Below are 23,399 nucleotides of genomic sequence, written 5' to 3'. Positions count from 1 at the left end.
AACAGAAGGGTCAGGATATGGCGATCGGGAAGAAGGCTCCCAGCAGCATGGCGCCGAGTATGGCTCCGCCGGTGATGGGTTTGCCCCAGAGGTAGAACAGCAGGGCACCAAACAGGGATCCGAGTCCGATGGGGATGGAGGCCCCGATGGCGGAGAGGATGATCAAGGGGCCCAGGAAGCGGCCTGAGCTGTTGCCTGCCCCCATCATCACATCTGCCCCGTAGGTCGAGTCACTCTGGTTCACGGTAAATTTGCGCGCCAGTATGATGAGGCCGCCGATGGCGAGACCAATGACCATGCCGGTTGCCAGCGCGGCGCCAAAGTTCTCCACCGGGTACATGATGCCTGCGCCCATCAGCAGGGCAGGGATCCCCAAACCAACCCCGGTCTGGATGGCCCCGCCTATGTCGAGTATCCCCACCAGGGAGCCCTCGATGATGCGGGCAAACAGGAAGCTGGCCCCGAAGGCGGCGACGGCACCATAGACGCCGGTATCCATGCCAGCGCGCAGCATGGAGACGAAGGCCACTTCGTTGAAGGCACCCACGCCATAGAGGTAGTACATGTGGGTACCGGCAAAGACACCGGCCGAGAGCAGCCCGACGAAGATGGGGAAGGACCAGTCGGCATACCAGAAGTTGTTTCTCAGTTTCTCATCCATGGGATAGCCCTTATTTGCTGCTAAGCAGGTTATGGACGTTATCCAGCCACAGGGGGATGCCCAGGTGGAAAGACTCAATCAGTTTCATGTCGAAGCCGCGGAAGAATCCGCTCAGCACGAACAGCAGCACGATGGCGGTCATCATTACCTTGGTGACATGGTTCCAGCCGCTCTCTTCCACGCCTTTACCGATCAGGATGCCAAGCACCAGGCCCGGTACTGCGTTACCCATGATGAGCTGGGCCAGCCCTCCGAAGATGGTGGCCCAGAAGCCGGACTTCTTGCCCGCTTCTATGGCCGCCAGCCAGAAGATCACCGGCATGATGGTGTTGACCAGCAGGTTTGCGGCGGGGACCAGCACCTTGACCGCGGTCACCTGCAGCGCCTCTGGTACGGCGGCTGCCGTACTGTTGAGGAAGGCAACCACGATGGCACCAATGATGCCGCCAGCGATCGCCATCTTCTTGGGATCGTGCAAGGTCGTGGCCAGATCCCGGTTCTTGATCATCAACACGGCCGTAGCCCAGTGGGGGATGATGCGGTGATCCACGTCCTGGGTGAAGGCACCGGCCGCCACGGTTGAAGCCCAGGCGTTGAAGAAGAAGCCCAGACCGAAGGAGAAGTGGGAGGCAGGATCCCCTTCACAGGAGTTGAGCTCCCCCAGGGTACGAAATGCCCCCATGCCCTGTACTGTCGGTGCATGGAACATGCGGGCCGCTCCGGCCCCAACCCCGACCCCCACCAGGCCGCCGATGATCAGCGACTTGATAAAAATGATTAGAAACATGCAACCTATCCTTTTTGAATCGCGTTACACCCGGGTGAAGTCCACCTGTCGGGTATCGATCGCGTTGATGCTGACCTGGATCTCGAGTTCGACCCGAAATTCGTGCCGTGTCCGTGGCAGGAAGAAGAACAGGAACTTCTCGACCCGGGTCGACTCCTCTGCCTTGAGCACCTTGACCGCGAGCGGTTCGACCCGCAGCAGCACCTGCTCTGTCTCCTTGAGCAGGTTTTGCTGCACCTTGCTGAGCGCGGCGGCAAAGGCTTGTTGCCGAGTGGAACCCTTTCCGCTCACGACCACTTGGCTGGTGAACTGGTGCTGCATCAGGCGCGCCCGTGCTTCTTGGCGAAGGCTTCGATCAGCTTCTGACCCAGCTCTTCCTTGTCCATGAAACCGAAGCCGAGCACCACACAGCCATCATTGATGGCGGTGACGCCCTCTTCGACGGAGCGCATGCCATAGCGGCACTTGTAGCCGTATTTGGTCTGGGCCGTGATGGCGCCAGCGCCGCCGCTGCCACAGAAGGAGATGCCAAGATCCGCCTGCTCCTTGTTCATCACATCGCCAAGTTTCATGTCCGCGGCCATGCCGGGGATCACGGTGACCTCGGCCCCGGCCGCACTGGCACCGGCTCCTACTTTCTGACCTTTACCGAGACGATCGCCGATCACGAGTTTGATAGCTGACATTTAGTGGTCTCCTTTGACTGAGCTGAGTTCATTTTCTTTGGCCACTTCGAAGTGGACAGATAACAGATGGGCTTCTTCATAGGCCAGGTTGTCTAGCCAGGCGACGACCTGTTCGGCCAGCCGCAGTGACAGGGGGGAGATCTCGTCAAACAGAGAGAGATCCACTTCCGGCAGGGCTTCACCACTGTAAGAGCGCCACACCATGGCCTTGACGTGGGAGGCGAGCATCTGCTGCTGCACGTCATTGGGTACTATTCCGCGCTCGGCGAGCAGGGGATAGATGCGGGCCAGGGTATCGGTACTCTTGCGCGCTATCTGCGGGCTGCTGGGGGTGAGGCCGTGATTACTTGCTTGCAAAGTCTGCTCTCCTGATGACAACGAGATGGTGACGACGAGATATGGGATTACCCTATTCCTCCCCGGGAGGGACAGGGAGGCAGGCTTTTTCCACAAGCAAATGGAAATTCGGCGTCAGCGGTGCTGAGGGAGGGATTTTCTTGACCTGGATCCGGTGATTGGGTGTCAAGGGGGCTGAGGATGTGAGCAACCTCACAGCTCGGTGGCGCAAGCGCTTGCGAAGCCAGGTGCAGGAAGTGTGACCTTGTTCACATCAGGGAAGGAGGGCAGTGGGGGCGTGGGAGTCAGATGGCGGACGGAATGAGTCCCGTCCGTCGCAGGGGCAGGGTCAGCTGGCGTTGGCCGCACTAGTGGCGTCTTGCTGGTTCTGGTAGCGCAGGTCTTCTTCTATGGTCACCGTCAGTTCGAGGGGCTTGCCGTCGCGGATCACCGAAATCTTCATCTGGGCGCCGGGTCGGCTCTCGACAATCCTATCCATGGCGGCCCGGACGCCGCTGATGGCCTCGCCATTGATCTTGAGCAGCACATCCCCTCGTTGCATACCGCCCTTGGCGGCAGGGCCGGCAGGATCCAGGCTTTCGACCACCAGGCCACGCAGATCACCCAGGTTCATCATGCGCGCCACTATGGGATTGATTTCGACGCTGGAGATGCCGAGATAGCCACGGATGACCCGGCCATTGGCGATCAACTCGTCCATGATGCGTTTGGCCAGGCGATAGGGGATGGCGAAGCTGATACCGTAGCTCTCCTGGTTGCCGTTCAGGTGATAGGCGGCGGTGTTGATACCGACCAGGTTGCCATTGGTATTGACCAGGGCTCCCCCTGAATTGCCCTCGTTGATGGCGGCATCGGTCTGCAGCAGATCCTGACGGCCATTGCTGTCAGGCCCCATGCTGGAGAGACCGAGGCGACCCGTGGCGCTGATGATGCCCTGAGTGATGGTCTGACCGACGTTATAGGGGTTGCCGATGGCGAGCACCACATCCCCGACGTCTGGGCGAAGATCGGGATCCTGGGGGATCACTGGCAGGTTGTCTGACTCGATATAGAGTACGGCCAAGTCGGTGAGCTTGTCGGTACCGACCAGCTCCGCGCTGTACACCCGGCCATCTTGCAGTGCGACTATGATCTGGTCCGCATCGGCGATGACATGGTAGTTGGTCAGCACATGGCCACGCTGGTTCATGATGACCCCGGAGCCCAGCCCCTGGGGCCTGAGTTCGGCTTTCTCGCCACGATTTCCGGCGAAACTGCGGGTGTAGATATTGACCACGGCAGGACCTGCGCGGTGGGCGGCATAGGAGAAGCTCATCTCCCGGCTGTTACTGATGAGGTCGGGCAGCAGGGCGCCGCCTCTGAGGCTGGGGAAGAACAGCAGTAATAGGGCCGCGACCATGAGGCCAAAGGCGATTGACTTACCCAAGTAACTGATCAGAGGTGGGATTTTCATTTCATTCTCATTGCGGCTCGCTGCCAGCAGAGAATAACACTAACGGTGAATAAAAATCACCCGCGACCTGAGTCGCGGGTGATTGGGGGTGATGGCTCGATCAGGACGGGATCAACGGATCACCAGGTAGAGAGAGGAATCGCCGCGCTGTATGTTGAGGGCCAGTACATCCGGCTTGTTCTTCAACGCCTTGGTCAGGTCGGCGAGGGCATTCACCCGCAGCCGGTTGACCCCGATGATCACATCCCCCTTCTGCAAGCCGGTAGCGGCTGCCGGGGAGCGCGGATCTATCTCGGAGACGGCCACGCCAGCCACGGGATCCGTGGTGGTGCTCAGCTTGGCGCCTTCCAGTGCCGGATGCAGGGCGCTGGCACGCACCTCGCTGTCATCGGCCTGTTTCAGGGTAACCTTGACGCTCTCCTCTTTGCCGTCGCGCACTATGCCGAGGGTGACTTGCTTGCCGGCGCCCATGGTCGCGATTTTGGCACGCAGTTCCCCAAACGAACGTATGGCCTTGCCATCAATGCTGGAGATGATATCACCGGCCTTGATGCCAGCCTTGTCGGCTGAGGAGCCCGGCATGACCTGGTTGACGAAGGCGCCATTTTGCTTGGTGGAGCCGAAGGTCTTGGCGAGATCGGAGGTCAGTTCGGCGCCTGTGATACCCAGTTGGCCACGGCGTACCTCGCCGAACTTGATGATCTGCTCGGACAGGTCGCGCACCATGTTGGATGGAATGGCAAAGCCAATGCCAATGTTACCGCCGTTCGGACCCAAGATGGCGGTATTGATACCGATCAGCTCGCCACGCAGGTTGAGCAAGGCCCCACCTGAGTTACCCGAGTTGATGGCTGCGTCAGTCTGAATAAAGTTTTCGAAGTTCTCTATGTTCAGACCGCTCCGTCCCAGGGCGGAGACGATGCCAGAGGTGACCGTCTGACCCAGGCCGAAGGGGTTGCCGATGGCCAGGGCATAATCCCCGACTCTCAGCTCGTCGGAGTCAGCCATCTTGATGGCAGTCAGGTCATCAGCCTTGATCTGCAGCAGAGCGATATCGGACTGCTTGTCCTCGCCAATCTTCTTGGCCGTAAACTCGCGGCCATCCTTGAGGCTGACCTTGATCTCGTCCGCCTCGTGGATGACGTGAGCATTGGTGATCACATAGCCTTTCTTGGCATCAATGATGACCCCAGAACCGAGTGCCTGGAAGGGTTGCTCGCTGACCTGTTCGTCAGGCATGTTGGGGCCGAAGAAGAAGCGGAATTGCTCGGGTAGACGCTGTCTGGTGACTTTCTTGCCAGAGACAGAGATGTTGACCACCGCAGGGGTCACCTGTTCCAGCACGGGGGCCAGACTCGGGATATCCTGGTTTCCCATCAGGGAAGGCAGTGCCGCCTGGGCAGGGGCCGCAGACATGGCGATACCGACGCTGAGGGCTAGTACGCTGAGCAGAGAAAGAGGTTTACGCATATGAATAACAGCTCCCAGTTGATTGACAGTGCTTTCGCCAAGAATCTGACTACGGATCAAGGCATTAGTTCAAAGAAAGTGTCAGCTGGATTGCTTCAACAGGCCTGAGGCACTGCCGGCATAGTCCCGTGGAGGCAGACCTTGGCTCTCTTCATCAGGGGCAGGCGTTTCTTCGACCTCAGATTCACGGAACAGTGGCTCCTCGGCCTTGGCCAGGAACTTGCTCTGCTCGGCCATGTGGCGGTAGAGAGTCTGGTACTGCTCGGCCAACTGCTCCATCAGGGCGGCGCTGTCGGCAAAGTGGTTGTTGATCTGGCCTTGGTAACTTTCCATGTCCTTGCGGGCAGTGTTGAGTTCGCGCTCGAGGCGACCGGCATCACGGCTACGCACCGAGAAACGACCAATCAGGACTCCGATAATCAGGGCGGCAGCGGCCAGCAGGATCCCATTTAACAGACTCATAGATGCTCCTTGTTACAGCTAATTCAACATGTGGATGAAGGCCCGGAATGGCCGTCAACCCTGGAGGCACTATACCGTGCGCCCCGGGGCCGTGATACTCTTTTGTCCTCTATTCAGGGACTTGGAGACGTTTGACAGGATGACCCCGCAGCAAAAATATCAGCAAGATCTGCAACGTTCTGATTTTCAGGCCGATCCGGCCCAGGCGATGGCAGTGGCACATCTGGAGCGACTCTATCAGGATTTGTGCGCTCCCCCGACTCCGACCAGATCCCGTGGTTGGTTGGGCTGGTTGCAAAAACCGCCAGCCGTCATACCTGTTCGGGGATTATATATGTGGGGTGGTGTTGGTCGGGGCAAGACCTGGCTGATGGATATTTTTTTTGATGCCTTGCCTGGTCATCGCAAGTTGCGGGTGCATTTCCACCGCTTCATGCACAGGGTACATGATGAACTCAAAGGCTTGACCGGTCAGGCCGACCCCCTCAATCTCATTGCCAGCAAGCTGGCCAGTGAGACAGACATCATCTGTTTTGATGAGTTTTTCGTCTCCGACATCACGGATGCCATGTTGCTTGGCACCCTGTTCCAGGCTCTGTTTGGCCACGGCGTCGTGTTGGTGGCGACCTCCAATATCCCCCCGAAGGATCTCTATCGCAATGGTCTGCAACGGGCACGTTTTTTGCCGGCGATCGCGCTTATCGAGCAGCACTGCGAGATCCTCAATGTCGATGGGGGAGTCGATTACCGGTTGCGGACCCTGGAGCAGGCCGAGATCTATCACCACCCCCTCGACGGGGAAGCAAGATCCAATCTGGAGCGTTACTTCCAGCAATTGACCGGCCAGAAACAGGCATTGCCATCGGCCATAGAGGTGAATCATCGTCAGTTGCAGACATTGGGGGCCGAGGAGGGGCTGCTCTACATCAGCTTCGAGCAACTCTGCCGCAGCGCCCGCTCCCAAGGGGATTACATCGAACTGTCACGACTATTCCATACTGTGCTGCTGGCCGAGGTGCAGCCGATGGGGTCTTCATCCGAGGATGCGGCGCGGCGCTTCATTGCCATGGTCGACGAGTTCTATGAGCGTCACGTCAAGCTCATCATTTCGGCAGCTGTCCCCATGACGGAGCTCTATAGCGGAGGTCTGCTCAGCTTCGAGTTCAAACGTTGTCTTTCACGCCTGCAGGAGATGCAATCGCACGAATACCTTGCCAGAGTACACCTTCCTTAGTCACAATACCCGCGCCTGCCAGTCGATGGGCATCTGCGGCAGGTAGGGTCGGGCGACATTTGCTAGCTTCATGGCAGTGAAATTAGCAGGTGATATTTAAGGCAACTTCACTTATAATCGCCCGGCCCACGTTACAGCTGTCGATAAGACAGCAATACTTTAAAGCTTTACTTGTATTCGAAGGGGTACAGGTAGGCCATCGTTTGTTGTTTGTGGGAGAGCCCCCATAAGCAATTGGGTCTGTAACAGGTAATTGGGTTTAACTTAATGAAAACTTTCGTTGCCAAGCCAGAAACCGTAAAACGTGACTGGTACATTGTGGACGCAGAAGGTAAAACTCTGGGTCGTATCGCAACTGAGATTGCTGCTCGCCTGCGTGGCAAGCACAAAGCTGAGTATACTCCGCACGTTGACACCGGTGATTACATCATCGTTGTAAACGCTGAGAAGGTGCATGTTACCGGTAAGAAATTTACCGATAAAATCTACCATTCTCACTCCGGTTTCCCGGGTGGTATCAAGTCAATCAGCTTCGACAAGCTGATCAAGCGTAAACCGGAAATGGTAATCGAAGCTGCTATCAAAGGCATGCTGCCGAAGGGTCCTCTGGGCCGTGCCATGTTCCGTAAACTGAAAGTTTACGCAGGCGCCGAGCATGCTCATGCTGCTCAGCAACCTCAAGTACTGGATATCTAATCGGGAACTGGCAACATGGCAGAAAATCAATACTACGGTACCGGCCGTCGCAAAAGCTCCACTGCTCGCGTCTTTATCAAAGCGGGTAGCGGTAAAATCGTAATCAACCAGCGCTCCTTGGAGCAGTACTTCGGTCGTCCGACTGCCCGTATGGTAGTTCGTCAGCCGCTGGAACTGGTTGAAATGACCGAGAAACTGGATCTGTACATCACCGTTAACGGTGGTGGCATCTCCGGTCAAGCTGGTGCGATCCGTCACGGTATCACTCGTGCTCTGATGCAGTACGATGAAACCTTGCGCGGTGAACTGCGTAAAGCAGGCTTTGTTACTCGCGATGCCCGTAAGGTTGAGCGTAAGAAAGTCGGTCTGCACAAAGCTCGTAAGCGTCCGCAGTACTCCAAGCGTTAATTCGCTTTTGGTACTCACTCTTTCGAGTGTTAAAAAAGCCTGGCAGCCGCCAGGCTTTTTTTATTGGTAACATTTTAATGGCCATTGCTAACCTCACGTCACAAAAGACAAAAAATTGTGTCTTTATTGTTTTTGCCCTTCGCTTCTCTTTCTTGTCAATTTGTTATCTTTTCTTTAAAATTTCCTCGATTTTTCTGTGACAATTGTAACTCCTGCTTCCGCCACTGTTGTCACAGGGGAACAGGGACATTATAAGAATGCGCCGAGTCCACATGGGAGAGTTTTTGGATGAGCAATGCGCCAGTTGATACCGGCCGCCGCAGATTTCTTACCTGGTCAACGATCGCCGTTGGTGGGGTAGGGGCTGCTTTTACCGCAGTGCCGTTTATAAAATCATGGAACCCGAGTGCCAAGGCCAAGGCTGCTGGCGCTCCGGTTGAAGTCGACATTAGCAAGTTGGAGCCGGGTCAACTCATTCGTGTTGAATGGCGCGGCAAACCGGTCTGGGTGGTCAATCGTTCCAAGCAGATCCTGGATGGCCTGCCGACGCACGACAACCTGTTGCGCGATCCAAAATCCGATGAGCCCCAACAGCCTGACTATGCCCACAACGGATACAGGTCCATCAAGCCGGAAATCTTTGTGGCTGTTGGTATCTGTACCCATTTGGGCTGTTCCCCAACCTATCTGCCAGACAGTTTCGGTGAGCAGGTTGAAGGGGTTAGCTCTGGCTTTTTCTGCCCCTGTCATGGTTCCAAATTCGACATGGCCGGTCGCGTGTTTCAGGGGGTACCTGCCCCACTGAATCTGGTGATCCCGCCGTACCAGTATCTCAGCGACACCACCATCCTGGTCGGTGTCGATGGCAAGGAGGCCTGACCATGTTTGCCAAATTGATGGGCTGGATCGATTATCGTTTTCCGCTCACGGCCATGTACAACGACCATATGGCCAAGTATCCGGCCCCGAAAAACCTGAATTTTTGGTACTTTTTCGGATCCCTTGCCATGTTGGTGCTGGTCAACCAGATCATCACAGGCATCTGGCTGACCATGAACTACAACCCGTCGGCTGAGGGTGCCTTTGCCTCCGTCGAGTACATCATGCGGGACGTGGATTACGGCTGGCTGTTGCGCTACATGCACAGTACCGGTGCCTCCGCCTTCTTCGTGGTGGTCTATCTGCACATGTTCCGTGGTCTCATTTACGGTTCCTATCAGAAACCCCGTGAGCTGCTGTGGATCTTCGGCATGCTGATCTTCCTGGTGTTGATGGCTGAAGCCTTCATGGGATATTTGCTGCCCTGGGGACAGATGTCCTTCTGGGGGGCTCAGGTCATCATCTCCCTGTTTGGCGCCATCCCGGTGATTGGTGACGATCTGACCCTGTGGATCCGGGGTGACTATGTTATCTCGGGGGCAACCCTCACCCGCTTCTTTGCGCTCCATGTCATCGCACTGCCGCTGGTACTGGTGCTACTGGTCGCCATGCATATCCTGGCGTTGCATGAGGTGGGATCCAACAACCCGGACGGGATCGAGATCAAGACGCACAAGGACGAGAATGGCTGGCCACTGGATGCCGTTGCCTTCCATCCCTATTTCACCGTCAAAGACATGATTGGTGTGGCCGGTTTCCTGTTCTTCTTCTGCGCCATCATCTTCTTCAAGCCGGACATGTGGGGTTACTTCCTCGAGAAGCCGAACTTTGAAGTGGCGAATGGCCTGAAGACGCCGGCGCACATTGCTCCGGTTTGGTACTTCACGCCCTTCTACGCCATCTTGCGTGCGGTACCGGACAAGTTGCTCGGCGTCATCATGATGGGCCTCTCCATCGTCGTGCTGTTCTTGCTGCCCTGGCTGGATCGTTGCAAGGTGCGTTCGGTACGCTATCGCAGCATGCTGCACAAGCTGAACATTGCTCAGTTTGTGGTCTGCTTCGTCATCCTCGGGGTATTGGGGGTCTTGCCTTCCACGCCGACCTTGACGTTGGTTGCGCAGATCTGTTCACTCGGCTACTTCGGATTCTTTGTCCTGCTCTATTTCTATAGCAAGAACGAAAATACCAAGCCGCTGCCGGAGAGGATCACATTCAAATGAAAAGGATAATCTTTGCTGTGCTCGCTCTGCTGCCAGGGTTGGCCATGGCAGCGGGTGCCAGTGTACAACTGGACAAGGCTGACTATGACCTGAGCGACAAGGCGTCTTTGCAGCGTGGCGCGACCACCTTCATGAACTACTGTGCGGGTTGCCACTCGACTCAATATCAGCGTTACAACAGGGTGGCTGAGGATCTGGGGATCCCCGAAGATCTGATGCGGGATAACCTTATCTTCAACGGTGCCAAGGTGGGGGACCTGATGAAGAGCTCCATCTCCGAGAAGGATGCTGCCCGCTGGTTCGGCGCATCGCCGCCGGACTTGACGCTGGTCGCCAGGGTGCGTGGTGCAGACTGGGTCTACACCTACCTGCGTTCTTTCTACGTGGATCCGACTCGCCCGTTTGGAGTGAATAACCTGGTGTTCCCCTCTGTGGGCATGCCCCATGTATTGGAGCCGCTACAGGGTACTCCGCGCCTGGAACAGGAGACTCGTCTGGTCGATGGGCAAGAGGTGCACGAGACCATCGGCATCAAATCCGATGGCAATGGCGAAATGACGAACGAAGAATATGATCAGACGGTGCTGGATCTGGTAAACTTCCTGGTCTACTCGGCTGAGCCGGTCAAACTGGAGCGCGAACGCATGGGCTTCTGGGTGCTGGGCTTTATCGCTATCTTCTTCATCTTCACTGTGCTGTTGAAGAAGGAATTCTGGCGCGACGTTCACTAAGCGACCAGATCCGAGTAATATAATGCACGGCAATGAGGTCCAAGTTACTTCATTGCCGTTTCTGCTTTTTAATGACGGGAGGGTTCAATGGCTGTAGCTGCCAATAAGCGTTCGGTAATGACGCTGTTTTCCGGTGCCAACGATATGTTCAGCCATCAGGTGCGCATTGTCCTGGCGGAGAAGGGTGTTAGCGTAGATATCTGCCAGGTTGACCCGAGCAACTTGCCGGATGAACTGGCTGAGCTGAACCCGTACAACTCAGTGCCGACTCTGGTTGATCGTGAGCTTGCACTCTATACCTCACGCATCATCATGGAGTATCTGGACGAGCGCTTCCCTCATCCGCCACTGATGCCTGTTTACCCGGTTGCCCGTGGTAACAGCCGTCTGATGATGCATCGCATCGAGCTGGACTGGTACAGTCTGGCCGACAAGATCATGGCAGGCACCGATGTCGAGGCGGCACGCAACGAGTTGCGTGACAATCTGCTGGCCATCGCTCCCATCTTTGGTGAAATGCCTTATTTCATGAGCGAAGAGTTCGGTCTGGTCGACTGCTACATGGCCCCGTTGCTGTGGCGCCTGCCAAGTCTGGGCATCGATCTGGGTGGTCGCGGCGCTAAAGAGCTGAAGGCCTACATGGTTCGTCTGTTCGAGCGCGAGTCCTTCCAGGCATCCCTGACCGAAGCTGAGCGCGAGATCCGCTCCGGTATATGAGTATGGAACCGACAATGACCCCGAGCCGCCCGTATCTGTTGCGGGCGTTCTTTGACTGGCTGCTGGACAATGACCTGACGCCTCACCTGGTGGTGAACGTCAACATTCCCCATGTGCAGGTGCCACTGCAATTTGCCCAAGATGGGCAGATCGTGCTGAACATAGCGCCGCGAGCGGTAATGCAGTTCCACATGGATAATGATGCCATCAGCTTCAGCGCCCGCTTTGGTGGCGTGTCCCAGCAGGTTTATATTCCCATGGCGGCCATCATGGCCATCCATGCCAGAGAGAACGGTGTTGGTACCCTGTTCCCGCCGGAGCCAGCGTATGACCTCTGGCTAGAGCAGGCAGATCAGGAGCAGGTGCAGCCTGATCCTGAACCGCCGCGCCCCACTGGCAGGCCGAGTCTTACTGTCATCAAGTAATCTCATGGACCAATAAAAAAACGCAGCCAATCGGCTGCGTTTTTCTATTTAGGAGTTGAGAGTGGCGTCACTCCTGAGCGTACTCGAACGCTTTGATGACCCGGGTCACGCCGCTGACGTGGCGGGCAATCTCGACAGACTGTTCTGCTTCCTTGCGGGTCACCAGACCGATCAGAAAGACCTCTCCGTTCTCTGTCACTACTTTGACCTTGGTGCTGTCAAAGCCCTTGGTGGCCAACATGTCGGCACGCACCTTGGAGGTGATCCAGGAATCATTGCTGCGAGTACCTATGCTGACGGGTTTGCCGAGGCGCAACTCGTTGTAGACGTGGCGTACCCCTTCAATACGGCCAACCGTCTGCCCCGCACTCTGCTTGTAAGCATCGGTCGGTGTCTGGCCGACCAGCAGCACGCGGCCATTGTTGCTGTAGACGCTGATCTTGCTGGCGGCAGAGAGTGCCTTGTTGTCTGCCAGTAGATTGGCTGCTTTCAGCTCTATGGCCTGATCGTCCCACTGGGTACTCAGGGTGCGGCGGTCACCAGCACTGTTGGCCGTACCGGCAGCTCCACCAACGACCACGGCAGCGCAGCCTTGCAGCAGCAGGGAACCGGTCACCAGGACCATGATTAGGGGCGTCTTGTTCAAGATGTTAATCCTCTTGTTGCGGGAAGAGCGTCTGATCGATGAGATCACACAGACAATGAAGGGTCAACAGGTTGACTTCCAAAATACGCGGTCGACGGGCAGATGGTACCCGGATCTCGACATCGTTAGGGCCGAGCAGGCCTGCCATCTCGCCGCCGTCACCACCGCTCAGCACCACTATGGTCATGTCACGGGAGAGGGCAGCTTCGGCCGCCTTGATCAGACTGCGGCTGTGGCCAGAGGTGGTAATGACGACCAGGATGTCGCCGGGTTGACCCAAGGCACGGATCTGTTTGGCATACACCTCTTCGAAGCCGTGGTCGGTGGCAATGGCACTGATGGTTGCCATGTCGGCGGTCAGGGCCATGCCGGGCAGGGAGGGACGCTGGGTTTCGTAACAGTTGACCAACTCACTGATGAACAGCTGGGCCAGGGCTGCGGAGGGACCGTTGCCACAGGCGAGTACCTTGTGGCCATTGAGCAGGCAGATGGTGATCATCTGCGCCGCAGTATGGATAGCATCCGGCAGCGCCTCCGAAGCGGCGATCTTGGTTTGAATGCTTTCTGTGTAGTTCTCTTTGATGCGATCTGTCATGGGACCCTCTTAAAAGGCGTTCTGGATCCAGTCTGGCTGGTTGCCCTCGAACGCCAGCACATCGAATCGACAGGCCTGGCTGGCCTCGTTGATGCCATGGTGCGTCAAATAGTGGCGGGCGGCTAGCATGAGCTTGCGTTGTTTGGCCGGAGTGACCGAGGCGGCGGCGCCGCCATGGTCGTTATCGGCCCGATATCTGACCTCGACAAACACCAGGGTATCACCCTGGCGCATGATGAGATCCAGTTCGCCGCCACGGCAGTGATAGTTGCGTTCAATCAGTTGCAGACCCCGGGCCTGCAACCAGTTGGCGGCGACTAACTCAAAGTGCTGTCCCGGACGCGGTGGTGTCGCTGCTGTCTGAAACAGGTTCAGGCAGTGCTGTATCAGGGGCTTGAGTCTGCTCTTCATCACTGGGCTCCGAGGGCGCAGGAACGGCCTCCTGTTCCATGCCGATGGGGTTGCCTGTAGCGTCGAGTAGCTTGCCATTCTGGTAGGTGGCCCAGCTCTGCTCCCGTTGCACTACGCCATCCTGGCTGATGCTGAGCTGACCGCTCAGACCCGGCTGTTTCATGGCGCCGACGGCGCGCATCTGTATCAGATTGGGGCTCAGGCTAACCGCATCATAACCCAGGGCAAACAGGCGCAGCAGGTCACCTTGGGTCTGTGGCCAGAGCAGTTGGGCCTTGCCACGCAGCTCGTTGAACTCGCCCAGCATCAACGGCATATCGCCGATGCGCAGACCATTGAGCTCCGAGGCTACCTCGGTAGCGCCACTGTCATAACCGCGGGGCCCAGTGAAGATAGGGAGACTGCCCATGGGATTGACCGAGATATCCACATAGGGTTTGACCATCCGGGTCTCCAGGTTATTGGCGATCAGATAGACGACATCGATGCTGCGCGGCGTCTCATCGGCGAGCTGCATGATCTCGCCCGCCCGGGCAGTGGAGCGACCGCTCAGGGCATTTTTCACCATGCCCGGTACCTCTTTGCGGGAGGTAAAGGTCGCGACCACGGGTTTATCCTGACTCAGACCGCTCCAGGTCTGCTCGAACGCCTTGATGCTGCCATAGCCAATGCGGCCCTGGGTGGCTATCAACAGCGGCTTGCGATAACCCTGGCCGAACAGGTAGTTGGCGGCCTGGCTCGCATCGGCGGCGGCGGAGAGGGAGAAGTAGAAGGTGCTGTCATTGACGACCGGCTTGTCCAGCTCGTTCAAGGCGAGCACGGGCACGGTCGGATTGAGCTTGAGCAGCTCGTCGACCCTGTCCTTGAGCAAGGGACCGATGATCATGTCGGCACCATCCTTGATGGCCTGCTGGTAGAGCTCGCTGACCGATTTGGTCTGGGTGTCGTAGAAGTTCAGGCTGTACTGGCCGTGATGCTCCTTGTAGGACATCAGCATGCCGTTGCGGATTGCCGAGCCCTGCGACTCCAGATTGCCGGACAGGGGCAGGAATACGGCTATCTGCTGCGGGGCCAAGCCAGTGGTACTGGCCAGATCGCCAAGACCGGCCGGCATGTCCTGCTGGGCCGGATGATTAGGGAAGTCACGCTTCCAGCCATCCAGCTGGCGAGCAAGCTGGCTCGGTTGGGCCCCAAACTCGTTGACCAGGGCCGCCAGGCGCAGCCAGCCGGTGGTCACATCGGGTGCCGGTGCTTCTTCCAGTGCTTGCAGGGTCGTGGGGGTCATGCTCTTGAGCAGGGACCAGATCTGCTGATGATTGGTGGCGATCTCCTCTTTGACCAGATAGGGCTCCAGCAAGATGAGAGACTTGGCGGCACCAAACTTGTTGTTGATGTCGAGCTGCAGCACGGTGCGTTGGCGATACCAGTCACGCTGGGTATCGGCGTCGAGTTCCACGGCGGGCTTGCCTTCGAGCAAGATCAGCGCCTGATTGGCATTGCCCTGGGCGAGGAGCACATGAGCCTCTAGCAACTGTGCCTGTGCCTGCTGCTGTGGTGTCTTGGCCTGCTTTTGCAACTGTTGCAGCAAGGCCTGAGCCGGATTGAGCTGGCCTTGAGCCAGATAGCTGCGGGCAGCCAGGGTTTGCCAGACGAAGGCTTCATCCGGCTTGGCCGGATCCACCTTGGCCAGATAGGCCTCCGGATTCTGGGTCAGTTTGGCAAAGCCAGAAAGGCCCCCTTCCTGTCCAGAGGGTTGATTGGGTTCCGACGCGCAACCCGCCAGCAGGATAGCTGCGAGTAGGATGCCGAAGAGTCGTGATACACTTAGCTGCTTTGTAACCCGGTTCAAGTTCATTCCCCGACCAGTGTTGAAGTTACCCATAGTGTAAACGGGCCAATATGGCGACACAATTGTCGGGATGCTCGGAGATCCCATGAGTGACATCCCAACCCTCTATATAGTCCCCACTCCCATCGGTAATTTGGCAGATATCACCCAGCGTGCCCTCGATACGCTGCGCCGGGTCGATCTGGTGGCGGCCGAGGATACTCGCCACACCGGCATACTACTCAAACACTACCAGATATCGGTGAGCAGCTTCCCTTTGCATGATCATAACGAGCAGCAGAAGGCCGAGGTGTTGATAGCGAAAATCAAGGAAGGCAAGAGTGTAGCCCTGGTATCGGATGCGGGCACACCACTGATCAGCGATCCCGGTTATCACCTGGTCACCCGCTGTCGCGAAGCCGGGGTCAAGGTTGTGCCACTGCCGGGTCCCTGTGCCGCCATCACGGCGCTCAGTGCCGCAGGTCTGCCGACCGATCGGTTTGCCTTTGAAGGTTTCCTGCCAGCCAAGAGCAAGGGCCGCGATGACAGGTTGCAGGCCGTGATTGAGGATACCCGCACCCTGGTGTTCTACGAATCACCCCGCCGGGTTCAGGACACAGTGGAAGCGATTGCTCGCATCCTCGGGGAACGCCAGGTTGTGGTGTGCCGCGAGTTGACCAAGACCTTTGAGTCCATTCACGGTCTGCCTGCCTCCGAAATGCTGGTCTGGCTGGGCGAGGATGAAAACCGTTGCCGCGGTGAAATTGTGCTGGTGGTGGCCGGGGCGAGCAAGACGGAAGAGGATTTGCCCGCCGAGGCGATCCGTACCCTGGGGCTGCTGGTGGCAGAGTTGCCGCTCAAGAAGGCGGCCGCGCTGACAGCCGAGATCCATGGGGTGAAGAAGAACGCACTTTACAAGTACGGACTGGATCACCACCAGAAAGAATAAATAGCATCGTCGGTTCGGGTCACAGGGTCATCCTCACCATGAGGGTCTATGACGAAGGTCGCATCTACCAACCTGACCTGGCAAGAATGGGTCCATCGATGGGGGCGGCTTGATGACAGTGTCACTCTAGAATGGGTCAGCATATCATTAATAAATGCCACTATCGGCAATTGCCGGTTTACCCCGGGCTGCGGACAGGGCTATAATCCGCGCCCGGAGTCGGCTGGACAATCGCTGCTTCGTCGTTGTGCCTTTCGGGGCAGACGGGCGGAGGGGAGGAAAGTCCGGGCTTCATAGGGCAGGGTGCCAGGTAACGCCTGGGAGGCGTGAGCCTACGACCAGTGCAACAGAGAGCAAACCGCCGATGGCCCGCAAGGGATCAGGTAAGGGTGAAAGGGTGCGGTAAGAGCGCACCGCGCGTCTGGTAACAGTTCGTGGCACGGTAAACTCCACCCGAAGCAAGACCAAATAGGCCCCTATTGGCGCGGCCCGCGTTGGGGGCGGGTAGGTTGCTTGAGCCAGTGAGCGATTGCTGGCCTAGAGGAATGATTGTCACCGGGGAAACCCGGAACAGAACCCGGCTTACAGGCCGACTCCGACCTAATTTCAGCCGATACCGAACAGCGGCTGTTATTGCGGCTTCGCCAGATCAGGTTGATATCTGGTGTGCTTGTTCTCGGGGTTGGGGGATTTGAAGTGGCAGTTGCATGTCGTGCCACGGGATTCCATCGCCACCGTCAAGCCTGGACCACGCAGGCAACCCTGCATGTAATTGCACGCATCACTTGCAGATGTGGCTGCTTCCCCCCGAGGAGTCCATTTCTCAGGTCAGTCATTCATTGCCGCAAGGTCAGCTGGCAACAGGCTCTGACGCATGTGCCAGTGCGGCTGCGCGTGGTCATGGGACAACTCTCCATGACACTGGCGGATCTCGAGTGTCTCAAGGTGGGGGATGTGCTCTCGCTGGATTTGCCTGAAGTTGTGCCAGCACTGATTGGCAATCGTACCCTGTTTTAATGGACGCATTGCTGAACATAAAGGCAGCCTGGTCTATCAGGTTGCGACGGTTGTAGAGGAGTAAATTGAATCATGAACGAGCACAATATGAATGACCCGCTGGATCTGGATGGCCTGGATCAACTGTTTGGTGATGACATCAGCATGCCTAGCGCCGCAGATTTACTTGGCCCCCACCAGTAGCAGCAAGCAGCGGGATCTCTCCTTTTTCGCCAGATCCCGGTCAAGGTGACGCTGGAAGTGGCCAGCACCGAAGTGCCGCTCGGTGATTTGATGCGCGTCGAGGAGGGGGCTGTCATTGAGCTGGACAAGCTGGCGGGTGAACCGCTGGATGTGCGGGTCAACGGTCGCCTGCTTGCCAAGGGCGAAGTGGTCGTGGTGAATGGCAAATATGGCCTGCGCCTGGTCGATGTCATCGATACCAACCTGCTGGGTGGCATGGACGACTGATGCGCTATCTGCTTGCTCTGCTGCTGTTTTCGCTGCCCGGCTGGGGCGCGGACATGACGCTGTTCTCGGTATCGCCAGGCGCTTCCGGGGGCGAGGACTACAACATCAAGTTGCAGATCCTCTTCTTCATGACCCTGCTGGGTCTGCTTCCGACCCTGTTGCTGATGATGACCAGTTTTACCCGGATCATCATAGTACTGGCCATATTGCGTCAGGCCATTGGCTTGCAGCAGAGCCCTCCCAACCGGGTGCTGATCGGCATCAGCCTGATCCTGACTGTGGTGATTATGCGTCCGGTCTGGACGGACATGTATCAGAACGCATTTGTCCCTATGACCAGAACGAAATAACCCTGTCCGAGGGGCTGGCCCGGGCAGAAAACCCCTGCGTCAAATTCATGCTGGCCCAGACCCGTGAACCGGATCTGGAGCAGATGCTGCGCATCTCTGGCGAACCAACTACGGTCGCCAAAGAGGATGTGCCTTTCGGTGTGCTGTTGCCCGCGTTTGTGCTGAGCGAGCTGAATACCGCATTCCAGATTGGCTTTATGCTGTTTATTCCCTTCCTGGTGATCGACCTAGTGGTCGCCAGCGTGCTGATGGCGATGGGGATGATGATGCTCTCACCGCTGATCATCTCCTTACCATTCAACTGATGGTCTTCGCTGGTAGACGGCTGGTCGATGACGGTCGGCACGCTGGCGGCCAGCTTTGGCGGGGGAGGCTGACATGACGCCGGAGCAGAGTGTTGCCCTGGTTGGTGGCGCGGTCGATCTGGTGGTGACCATGGTCTCGGTGCTGATTGTACCGGGCCTGATCATCGGCCTCATGGTCAGTATTTTTCAGGCTGCAACGCAGATCCAAGAGCAGACCCTCAGCTTTCTGCCTCGTTTTATCGTGACTCTGATGACCCTTATCTTTACGGGAAAGGTGACTGTCCCAAATCACTACTTTGTTCCAGGATCTTTTTCTAAAATCCCCGGGTTTATCGGATGAATTCGCTGCTGTCCTCAGTGCTGCTGACCTGACCGCATGGTTGGGACAGTGGTGGTGGCCGTTTATCCGGATCGGTATGGCATTCTGGGTGATGCCGGTCTTTGGTGATGGCCGGGTGCCGCGCCAGTTCGCCTGATGCTGGCGTTCATCATCAGCCTGCTGCTGGCGCCCATGATCAAGGGCATGCCTGCGGTCGACCCTTTCAGCACGGGCGCGCTGGTGCTGACCATCGAGCGGTTGTTGTTTGGGCTGCTGTTCGGGCTTTGTGTCCCAGCTGCTCTATATGGTGATGACCACAGTGGGGCAGATCCTCTCCATGCAGATGGGTCTGGCGATGGCGGTGATGAATGATCCGGTCAACGGTGATTCTGCCCCTATCATCAGTCAGGTAATGACGGTTTTTTGTGCCTTGCTGTTCCTCGGCCTGAACGGCCATCTGGTGGTGCTGGATGTGCTCGTGCAGAGCTTGCGTAGCTGGCCGCCGGGTTCATCGCTCGGATCTGCTGGATATGAAGGGCGTCATCGGGTTGTTTGGCTGGTCTATCGGGGCCGCCCTGATCCTGACTCTGCCTGCCGTGGTTGCCATGTTGATGGTCAACCTGACCTTTGGTGTCATGAATCGCACGGCCCCTTCGCTGAACATCTTCTCGCTGGGTTTCCCATGACGCTGATGCTGGGCCTGCTGACCATGGCCATTTCCATCAGCGGAGTCCCTTCCCGTTACCTTGAGCTGGTGACCTATGTGCTGGAACAACTGCGAGCCCTGACCCCTTCATGAGCCAGAAAAGAACAGCGCCCAGGATAAAACCGAAGAGGCCTCTTCCAGAAACTGCGCAAGGCACGGAAAGAGGGTCAAATTGCGCGCTCCAAGGAGCTCAGCTCGGCGGGCTGCTGTTGCTGCTCGGCGGCTTTGCCATGCAGTGGATGGTGCCCAGCTTCGGCCGCTTCTTCGCCGAGTTAATGAAAACGGCCCCAGCGTTTCGACTGGCAAGGAGCCAGGGATTCCGGAAATGATGCTTCACTGGACGGCGGAAGCCTTGCTCAACATGTTGTGGGTCCTGCTGCCGCTGTTCGGCTTTTCTGGCCCTGTTGCTGGTCCTGCTCAGCATTGTTGCCGGGGGGCATGGTGCTGACCTGGAAGAAGCTGATCCCCAGTGCAAAGAAGCTCAATCCGCTCAAGGGGCTCAAGCGGATGTTCTCGACCCACAGCCTGATGGAACTGCTGAAATCGGTACTGAAAATTCTGCTGATTGGCGGCACGCTGGCCCTGATGCTCCAGCACCAGTGGCCCCTGCTGATGATGATGAACCGTATGCCGCCCCAGGCAGCGATGGAACAGGCGCTGCGCATCCTCTTCTCAGGCATCTTGCTAGGCAGTGTGCAGATGTTGATTGCCGTGCTGGATGTCCCCTATCAGCGCTGGTCTTTGAACAAGCAGTTGAAGATGACCAAGCAGGAGGTCAAGGACGAGCACAAGAACAGCGAAGGCCGCCCGGAAATCAAGGCCGGATCCGTCAGGTGCAGGGCATGCTGGCGCGGGCGCGCATCGAACAGCGGGTGCCGCAGGCAGACGTCATCATAGTGAACCCGACCCATTACGCGGTGGCCATCAAGTATGATCCCCGCGAGCCAACGCCCCCTATGTGATTGCCAAGGGGTCGACGGCATGGCGGAGCGGATCCGCGAGGTCGCCAGGCAGCACGACAAGATGGTGATGAGCCTGCCGGAGCTGACCCGGGCCATCTACTACTCCACCCGGATAGATCAGGAAGTACCGGCGGGTCTCTATACCGCGGTGGCTTATGTCTTGAATCATGTATTGCAGTTGAGGGCCTATGCGGCTGGCAAGGGAAAGCCAAACCCGCTTGCTCCTTTGCATGTGCCGCCCGAATTACGTCAACCTGAGAGGTAAGTTGTGAACTGGCGTGTATTGACCAAATCCTATACCGCGATCCCGATGATGCTCCTGGCCATTCTGGCCATGATGATATTGCCGCTGCCGGCTGGCCGCTGGATGCTCTGTTTACCTTCAACATTGTGTTGGCAGTGCTGGTGTTGCTGGTCTCCGTATCGGCGCGTTGCCGCTCGATTTTTCCGTCTTCCCGACCGTTCTGCTGGTGGCCACCCTGATGCGACTGTCGCTGAACGTCGCCTCGACCCGCGTGGTGTTGCTGCATGGTCATGAAGGGCATGAAGCGGCGGCAAGGTCATCAGGCATTTGGCGAGGTGGTGATAGGTGGCAACTCTGTCGTGGGTCTGGTGGTCTTCGTGATCCTGATGATCATCAACTTTGTGGTGATCACCAAGGGTGGGAGAGCGGAATATCCGAGGTGTCTGCCCGCTTTACCCTGGATGCCATGCCGGGCAGCAGATGGCCATCGATGCCGACCTCAATGCCGGCACCATGGATCAGCATCAGGCGCGAGCAAGGCGTGATGAGATCGCGAGGGAAGCGGATTTCTACGGTGCGATGGACGGCGCGTCCGATTCGTGCGCGGTGATGCGATTGCCGGCATGCTGGTGCTTATCATCAACCTGGTTGGCGGCCTTGCCATCGGTATTTTCCAGCATGCCCTGCCGGTTGCCGAAGCCTTCCAGCGCTATGCCCTGCTGACCATCGGTGATGGTCTGGTGGCCCAGATCCCTTCGCTGCTGATGTCCACCGCTGCCGCCATCATTGTGACCCGGGTCAGCGATGAAGGTGAGATGGCGGATCAGGTGGGTGACCAGATCCTGGCATCGCCCCGGGTAATCTACACTGCCGCTGCCATCATGCTGGTACTGGGGCTGGTGCCGGGCATGCCATGCTGGCCTTCCTCAGCTTTGCCGCCGTACTGGCCTGGGCTGGCTGGAGCGTGAGCAAGCGGGCGGCCAATACCCCGGATCCGGATGCCGCGCAAGAATTGACTCGTCCAGCTGCCCAGCCGGAACCGCAAGGGCTGGAGTGGCAGGATCTGCCGCCAGTCGATACCGTCGCCATCGAACTGGGTTATCGGTTGGTGCCGCTGGCGGAAGCTGACAAAGGTGCCGAAGCTGTTGGCTTGGGTGCGCGGTATTCGCAAAACTCTATCGGAGCAGTACGGTTTTCTGCTGCCCGAGATCCGGGTACGTGACAACCTGCAACTGCAGCCCGATCAGTACCGGATCAAGCTCTCAGGTGTAGGCACTGGCGTCCGGTAACGTTGATTGTCAGCGTCTGATGGCCATCAGCAGTGGTGAGACCTATGGTGCGCTGGATGGAGCTGACCCAGGATCCTGCATATGGCATGAGCGCAGTCTGGATTTCACCGGAGAGCAAGGCCAAGGCGCTGAATCTTGGCTATTCGGTGGTGGATTCTGCAACGGTGATCGCCACCCACGCCAGCAAGCTGCTGCGTGAGCAGCTTGATGCCCTCTTTGGTCATGACGAGGTCGGCAAGCTTGGGCAACATCTTGCTGTCCAGTCTGCCCCGTCTGGCGGAAGAGCTCAATCTGGCCCTGACCCAGATGCAGCAGTTGCCAGTTTTTCGGCAATTGCTAAAGGAACAGGTCAGCCTGACCGATATACGCACGGTGGCGACGACCCTGCTGATGCCAGCGAGCTGACCAAGGATCCCGTGCTGCTTGCTTCCGATGTTCGTTGCGCCTTGAACGCCAGATTGTGAGACAGGCGATTGGCAGCCGTGATGTACTGCCACCTTCACGCTCGATGACCGTCTTGAGCAGACCTTGCTGGCGGCCATGAACCAGTCGCAGCAGCAGGGGAAAATCCAGCTGGACAGTTTTCCGGTTGATCCCCAACTGCTGGCACAGTTGCAGCAAAATATGCCGCTGGTTAAAGAGCAGCTGCAGCAGCAGGGACATGCCCCGGTACTGGTGGTCATGCCTCAACTTAGACCCTTGATGGCGCGTTATGCCCGTTCATTTTCAAAAGGCCTCAAAGTGCTCTCTTATAATGAAATACCGGAAGATTTAGAGTGGAGGTTATTGGTACGCTAGGCTGAAGCGGAACTGCCATGTTAATGAACTGACATGGAAGAATATATTCCGCCTATCTACTTGAATTGTAATTATAAGCCGTTATGATGTGACGGTTTTGACAGTCGGCCGTCAAAGATAAATAACAAATATAACAATTCACATGTGCCATGCAGTCACCACTAATTTGGTGCTGTCTTGTCCAAATACGGGCAGTCGCATGAAAAAGGCAAACTGAACTGAAAAGTCAGGACGCAAAGCCTCCGGTCTAATAGCAGGAATGCTAATGATAGCGGGGTTGCCAAGGCCATTGTTACCGCCTTGATATCACTTCTCACCCAATAGATGACGTCAGTGCCAGCGTA

General features: G+C 57.3%; 21 protein-coding genes, 1 other RNA gene, 7 pseudogenes and 1 riboswitch. Of the genes and pseudogenes, 17 read left to right on the top strand and 12 right to left on the bottom strand.

Annotated features, from left to right (window positions below; genetic code table 11):
* Window positions 1–10 precede the first annotated feature (10 nt).
* The 8 genes from ACSMDR_RS09875 to ACSMDR_RS09840 all read right to left on the bottom strand — a co-directional run bounded on the left by ACSMDR_RS09875 (window position 11) and on the right by ACSMDR_RS09840 (window position 5,876).
* Window positions 11–661 carry a DUF4310 family protein gene (locus ACSMDR_RS09875; protein ID WP_436468071.1) on the bottom strand — a complete coding sequence of 217 codons (651 nt, stop codon included), beginning with the start codon at window positions 659–661 and terminating at the stop codon, window positions 11–13.
* Between the two features lie 10 nt (window positions 662–671).
* Entirely contained in the window at window positions 672–1,448 is a 777-nt protein-coding gene (locus tag ACSMDR_RS09870; RefSeq protein WP_005891057.1) for a DUF4311 domain-containing protein, read from the bottom strand.
* Window positions 1,449–1,472: 24 nt separating this feature from the next.
* Window positions 1,473–1,769 carry a DUF4312 family protein gene (locus tag ACSMDR_RS09865; RefSeq protein WP_005891059.1) on the bottom strand — a complete coding sequence of 99 codons (297 nt, stop codon included), beginning with the start codon at window positions 1,767–1,769 and terminating at the stop codon, window positions 1,473–1,475.
* A complete protein-coding gene (locus ACSMDR_RS09860; protein WP_005891061.1) occupies window positions 1,769–2,134 on the bottom strand; it encodes an SFCGS family glycine-rich protein in 366 nt (121 codons plus the stop codon). Before ACSMDR_RS09860 ends, ACSMDR_RS09865 begins: the two co-directional genes overlap by 1 nt.
* Window positions 2,135–2,491 carry a transcriptional regulator gene (locus tag ACSMDR_RS09855; RefSeq protein ID WP_005891063.1) on the bottom strand — a complete coding sequence of 119 codons (357 nt, stop codon included), beginning with the start codon at window positions 2,489–2,491 and terminating at the stop codon, window positions 2,135–2,137.
* Window positions 2,492–2,819: 328 nt separating this feature from the next.
* Window positions 2,820–3,944, bottom strand: coding sequence for an outer membrane-stress sensor serine endopeptidase DegS (degS, locus tag ACSMDR_RS09850; RefSeq protein ID WP_436468070.1), 1,125 nt, complete (start codon window positions 3,942–3,944; stop codon window positions 2,820–2,822).
* A gap of 111 nt (window positions 3,945–4,055) precedes the next feature.
* Complete coding sequence (locus tag ACSMDR_RS09845) at window positions 4,056–5,414, bottom strand: Do family serine endopeptidase (RefSeq protein WP_005891069.1); 1,359 nt, start codon at window positions 5,412–5,414, stop codon at window positions 4,056–4,058.
* An 81-nt stretch (window positions 5,415–5,495) separates the two neighbouring features.
* On the bottom strand, window positions 5,496–5,876 hold the full coding sequence (locus tag ACSMDR_RS09840; protein ID WP_436468069.1) for a Z-ring associated ZapG family protein: 381 nt from the start codon (window positions 5,874–5,876) through the stop codon (window positions 5,496–5,498).
* Window positions 5,877–6,015: 139 nt separating this feature from the next.
* On the opposite strand from ACSMDR_RS09840, the gene zapE reads away from it, so the two are divergent.
* The 8 genes from zapE to ACSMDR_RS09800 all read left to right on the top strand — a co-directional run bounded on the left by zapE (window position 6,016) and on the right by ACSMDR_RS09800 (window position 12,186).
* Window positions 6,016–7,110, top strand: coding sequence for a cell division protein ZapE (gene zapE / locus ACSMDR_RS09835; protein ID WP_436468068.1), 1,095 nt, complete (start codon window positions 6,016–6,018; stop codon window positions 7,108–7,110).
* Between the two features lie 267 nt (window positions 7,111–7,377).
* Complete coding sequence (rplM, locus tag ACSMDR_RS09830) at window positions 7,378–7,806, top strand: 50S ribosomal protein L13 (RefSeq protein WP_005891081.1); 429 nt, start codon at window positions 7,378–7,380, stop codon at window positions 7,804–7,806.
* A gap of 15 nt (window positions 7,807–7,821) precedes the next feature.
* Window positions 7,822–8,214 carry a 30S ribosomal protein S9 gene (gene rpsI, locus ACSMDR_RS09825; RefSeq protein ID WP_005891084.1) on the top strand — a complete coding sequence of 131 codons (393 nt, stop codon included), beginning with the start codon at window positions 7,822–7,824 and terminating at the stop codon, window positions 8,212–8,214.
* 288 nt (window positions 8,215–8,502) lie between these two features.
* Window positions 8,503–9,093: a ubiquinol-cytochrome c reductase iron-sulfur subunit gene (gene petA / locus ACSMDR_RS09820; protein ID WP_005891087.1), complete on the top strand. Its 591-nt coding sequence runs from the start codon at window positions 8,503–8,505 to the stop codon at window positions 9,091–9,093.
* 2 nt (window positions 9,094–9,095) lie between these two features.
* Window positions 9,096–10,313 carry a cytochrome b gene (locus ACSMDR_RS09815; RefSeq protein WP_005891090.1) on the top strand — a complete coding sequence of 406 codons (1,218 nt, stop codon included), beginning with the start codon at window positions 9,096–9,098 and terminating at the stop codon, window positions 10,311–10,313.
* Entirely contained in the window at window positions 10,310–11,044 is a 735-nt protein-coding gene (locus ACSMDR_RS09810) for a cytochrome c1 (RefSeq protein ID WP_005891093.1), read from the top strand. The genes ACSMDR_RS09815 and ACSMDR_RS09810 overlap by 4 nt, the downstream gene beginning before the upstream one ends.
* Before the next feature lie 87 nt (window positions 11,045–11,131).
* Window positions 11,132–11,761: a stringent starvation protein SspA gene (gene sspA, locus ACSMDR_RS09805; RefSeq protein ID WP_005891096.1), complete on the top strand. Its 630-nt coding sequence runs from the start codon at window positions 11,132–11,134 to the stop codon at window positions 11,759–11,761.
* Window positions 11,758–12,186 carry a ClpXP protease specificity-enhancing factor gene (locus tag ACSMDR_RS09800; RefSeq protein ID WP_436468067.1) on the top strand — a complete coding sequence of 143 codons (429 nt, stop codon included), beginning with the start codon at window positions 11,758–11,760 and terminating at the stop codon, window positions 12,184–12,186. Before sspA ends, ACSMDR_RS09800 begins: the two co-directional genes overlap by 4 nt.
* A gap of 67 nt (window positions 12,187–12,253) precedes the next feature.
* Here ACSMDR_RS09800 and dolP read toward each other — a convergent pair whose 3' ends face one another.
* The 4 genes from dolP to ACSMDR_RS09780 are packed head-to-tail and all read right to left on the bottom strand — an operon-like array spanning window position 12,254 to window position 15,693.
* Window positions 12,254–12,811: a division/outer membrane stress-associated lipid-binding lipoprotein gene (gene dolP / locus ACSMDR_RS09795; protein WP_436468243.1), complete on the bottom strand. Its 558-nt coding sequence runs from the start codon at window positions 12,809–12,811 to the stop codon at window positions 12,254–12,256.
* Window positions 12,812–12,836: 25 nt separating this feature from the next.
* Window positions 12,837–13,427: a D-sedoheptulose-7-phosphate isomerase gene (locus ACSMDR_RS09790; protein ID WP_005891102.1), complete on the bottom strand. Its 591-nt coding sequence runs from the start codon at window positions 13,425–13,427 to the stop codon at window positions 12,837–12,839.
* Window positions 13,428–13,436: 9 nt separating this feature from the next.
* On the bottom strand, window positions 13,437–13,838 hold the full coding sequence (locus ACSMDR_RS09785) for a YraN family protein (protein WP_083940338.1): 402 nt from the start codon (window positions 13,836–13,838) through the stop codon (window positions 13,437–13,439).
* Window positions 13,750–15,693: a penicillin-binding protein activator gene (locus ACSMDR_RS09780; RefSeq protein WP_436468066.1), complete on the bottom strand. Its 1,944-nt coding sequence runs from the start codon at window positions 15,691–15,693 to the stop codon at window positions 13,750–13,752. Before ACSMDR_RS09780 ends, ACSMDR_RS09785 begins: the two co-directional genes overlap by 89 nt.
* Window positions 15,694–15,772: 79 nt before the next feature.
* On the opposite strand from ACSMDR_RS09780, the gene rsmI reads away from it, so the two are divergent.
* From rsmI to lfhA, 9 genes and pseudogenes are all read left to right on the top strand, one after another.
* On the top strand, window positions 15,773–16,615 hold the full coding sequence (gene rsmI, locus ACSMDR_RS09775; RefSeq protein ID WP_005891108.1) for a 16S rRNA (cytidine(1402)-2'-O)-methyltransferase: 843 nt from the start codon (window positions 15,773–15,775) through the stop codon (window positions 16,613–16,615).
* A gap of 215 nt (window positions 16,616–16,830) precedes the next feature.
* Window positions 16,831–17,216, top strand: an RNA gene (rnpB, locus tag ACSMDR_RS09770) — RNase P RNA component class A.
* Window positions 17,217–17,227: 11 nt separating this feature from the next.
* Window positions 17,228–17,696: pseudogene (gene lfiM / locus ACSMDR_RS09765) on the top strand (lateral flagellar motor switch protein LfiM); the annotation flags it as partial.
* 8 nt (window positions 17,697–17,704) lie between these two features.
* Window positions 17,705–18,082: pseudogene (gene lfiN, locus ACSMDR_RS09760) on the top strand (lateral flagellar motor switch protein LfiN).
* Window positions 18,082–18,809 (top strand): annotated as a pseudogene (gene fliP / locus ACSMDR_RS09755) (flagellar type III secretion system pore protein FliP). Before lfiN ends, fliP begins: the two co-directional pseudogenes overlap by 1 nt.
* A 1-nt stretch (window position 18,810) precedes the next feature.
* A pseudogene (locus tag ACSMDR_RS09750) lies at window positions 18,811–19,069 on the top strand (flagellar biosynthetic protein FliQ); the annotation flags it as partial.
* Between the two features lie 4 nt (window positions 19,070–19,073).
* Window positions 19,074–19,855: pseudogene (gene lfiR, locus ACSMDR_RS09745) on the top strand (lateral flagellar biosynthetic protein LfiR).
* A gap of 345 nt (window positions 19,856–20,200) precedes the next feature.
* Window positions 20,201–20,989 (top strand): annotated as a pseudogene (locus tag ACSMDR_RS09740) (EscU/YscU/HrcU family type III secretion system export apparatus switch protein).
* A gap of 3 nt (window positions 20,990–20,992) precedes the next feature.
* Window positions 20,993–23,060, top strand: a pseudogene (gene lfhA, locus ACSMDR_RS09735) (lateral flagellar biosynthesis protein LfhA).
* Between the two features lie 192 nt (window positions 23,061–23,252).
* Window positions 23,253–23,340: riboswitch (cyclic di-GMP riboswitch) on the top strand.
* Window positions 23,341–23,399 lie beyond the last annotated feature (59 nt).

It is taken from the genome of Aeromonas molluscorum (assembly GCF_051376105.1).
Taxonomy (GTDB): domain Bacteria; phylum Pseudomonadota; class Gammaproteobacteria; order Enterobacterales; family Aeromonadaceae; genus Aeromonas; species Aeromonas molluscorum.
This window is presented reverse-complemented; position numbering and strand designations above follow the sequence as displayed.

Bases quoted from the DNA above. Each gene is read 5' to 3' on its own strand.
- degS (WP_436468070.1), bottom strand. From the start codon at position 3,944: ATGAAAATCCCACCTCTGATCAGTTACTTGGGTAAGTCAATCGCCTTT.
- zapE (WP_436468068.1), top strand. From the start codon at position 6,016: ATGACCCCGCAGCAAAAATATCAGCAAGATCTGCAACGTTCTGATTTT.
- ACSMDR_RS09800 (WP_436468067.1), top strand. From the start codon at position 11,758: ATGAGTATGGAACCGACAATGACCCCGAGCCGCCCGTATCTGTTGCGG.
- ACSMDR_RS09785 (WP_083940338.1), bottom strand. From the start codon at position 13,838: ATGAAGAGCAGACTCAAGCCCCTGATACAGCACTGCCTGAACCTGTTT.
- ACSMDR_RS09780 (WP_436468066.1), bottom strand. From the start codon at position 15,693: ATGAACTTGAACCGGGTTACAAAGCAGCTAAGTGTATCACGACTCTTC.
- sspA (WP_005891096.1), top strand. From the start codon at position 11,132: ATGGCTGTAGCTGCCAATAAGCGTTCGGTAATGACGCTGTTTTCCGGT.
- rplM (WP_005891081.1), top strand. From the start codon at position 7,378: ATGAAAACTTTCGTTGCCAAGCCAGAAACCGTAAAACGTGACTGGTAC.
- ACSMDR_RS09860 (WP_005891061.1), bottom strand. From the start codon at position 2,134: ATGTCAGCTATCAAACTCGTGATCGGCGATCGTCTCGGTAAAGGTCAG.
- ACSMDR_RS09840 (WP_436468069.1), bottom strand. From the start codon at position 5,876: ATGAGTCTGTTAAATGGGATCCTGCTGGCCGCTGCCGCCCTGATTATC.
- ACSMDR_RS09810 (WP_005891093.1), top strand. From the start codon at position 10,310: ATGAAAAGGATAATCTTTGCTGTGCTCGCTCTGCTGCCAGGGTTGGCC.
- ACSMDR_RS09815 (WP_005891090.1), top strand. From the start codon at position 9,096: ATGTTTGCCAAATTGATGGGCTGGATCGATTATCGTTTTCCGCTCACG.
- ACSMDR_RS09845 (WP_005891069.1), bottom strand. From the start codon at position 5,414: ATGCGTAAACCTCTTTCTCTGCTCAGCGTACTAGCCCTCAGCGTCGGT.
- ACSMDR_RS09870 (WP_005891057.1), bottom strand. From the start codon at position 1,448: ATGTTTCTAATCATTTTTATCAAGTCGCTGATCATCGGCGGCCTGGTG.
- ACSMDR_RS09790 (WP_005891102.1), bottom strand. From the start codon at position 13,427: ATGACAGATCGCATCAAAGAGAACTACACAGAAAGCATTCAAACCAAG.
- dolP (WP_436468243.1), bottom strand. From the start codon at position 12,811: ATGGTCCTGGTGACCGGTTCCCTGCTGCTGCAAGGCTGCGCTGCCGTG.
- petA (WP_005891087.1), top strand. From the start codon at position 8,503: ATGAGCAATGCGCCAGTTGATACCGGCCGCCGCAGATTTCTTACCTGG.
- rpsI (WP_005891084.1), top strand. From the start codon at position 7,822: ATGGCAGAAAATCAATACTACGGTACCGGCCGTCGCAAAAGCTCCACT.
- ACSMDR_RS09865 (WP_005891059.1), bottom strand. From the start codon at position 1,769: ATGCAGCACCAGTTCACCAGCCAAGTGGTCGTGAGCGGAAAGGGTTCC.
- rsmI (WP_005891108.1), top strand. From the start codon at position 15,773: ATGAGTGACATCCCAACCCTCTATATAGTCCCCACTCCCATCGGTAAT.
- ACSMDR_RS09875 (WP_436468071.1), bottom strand. From the start codon at position 661: ATGGATGAGAAACTGAGAAACAACTTCTGGTATGCCGACTGGTCCTTC.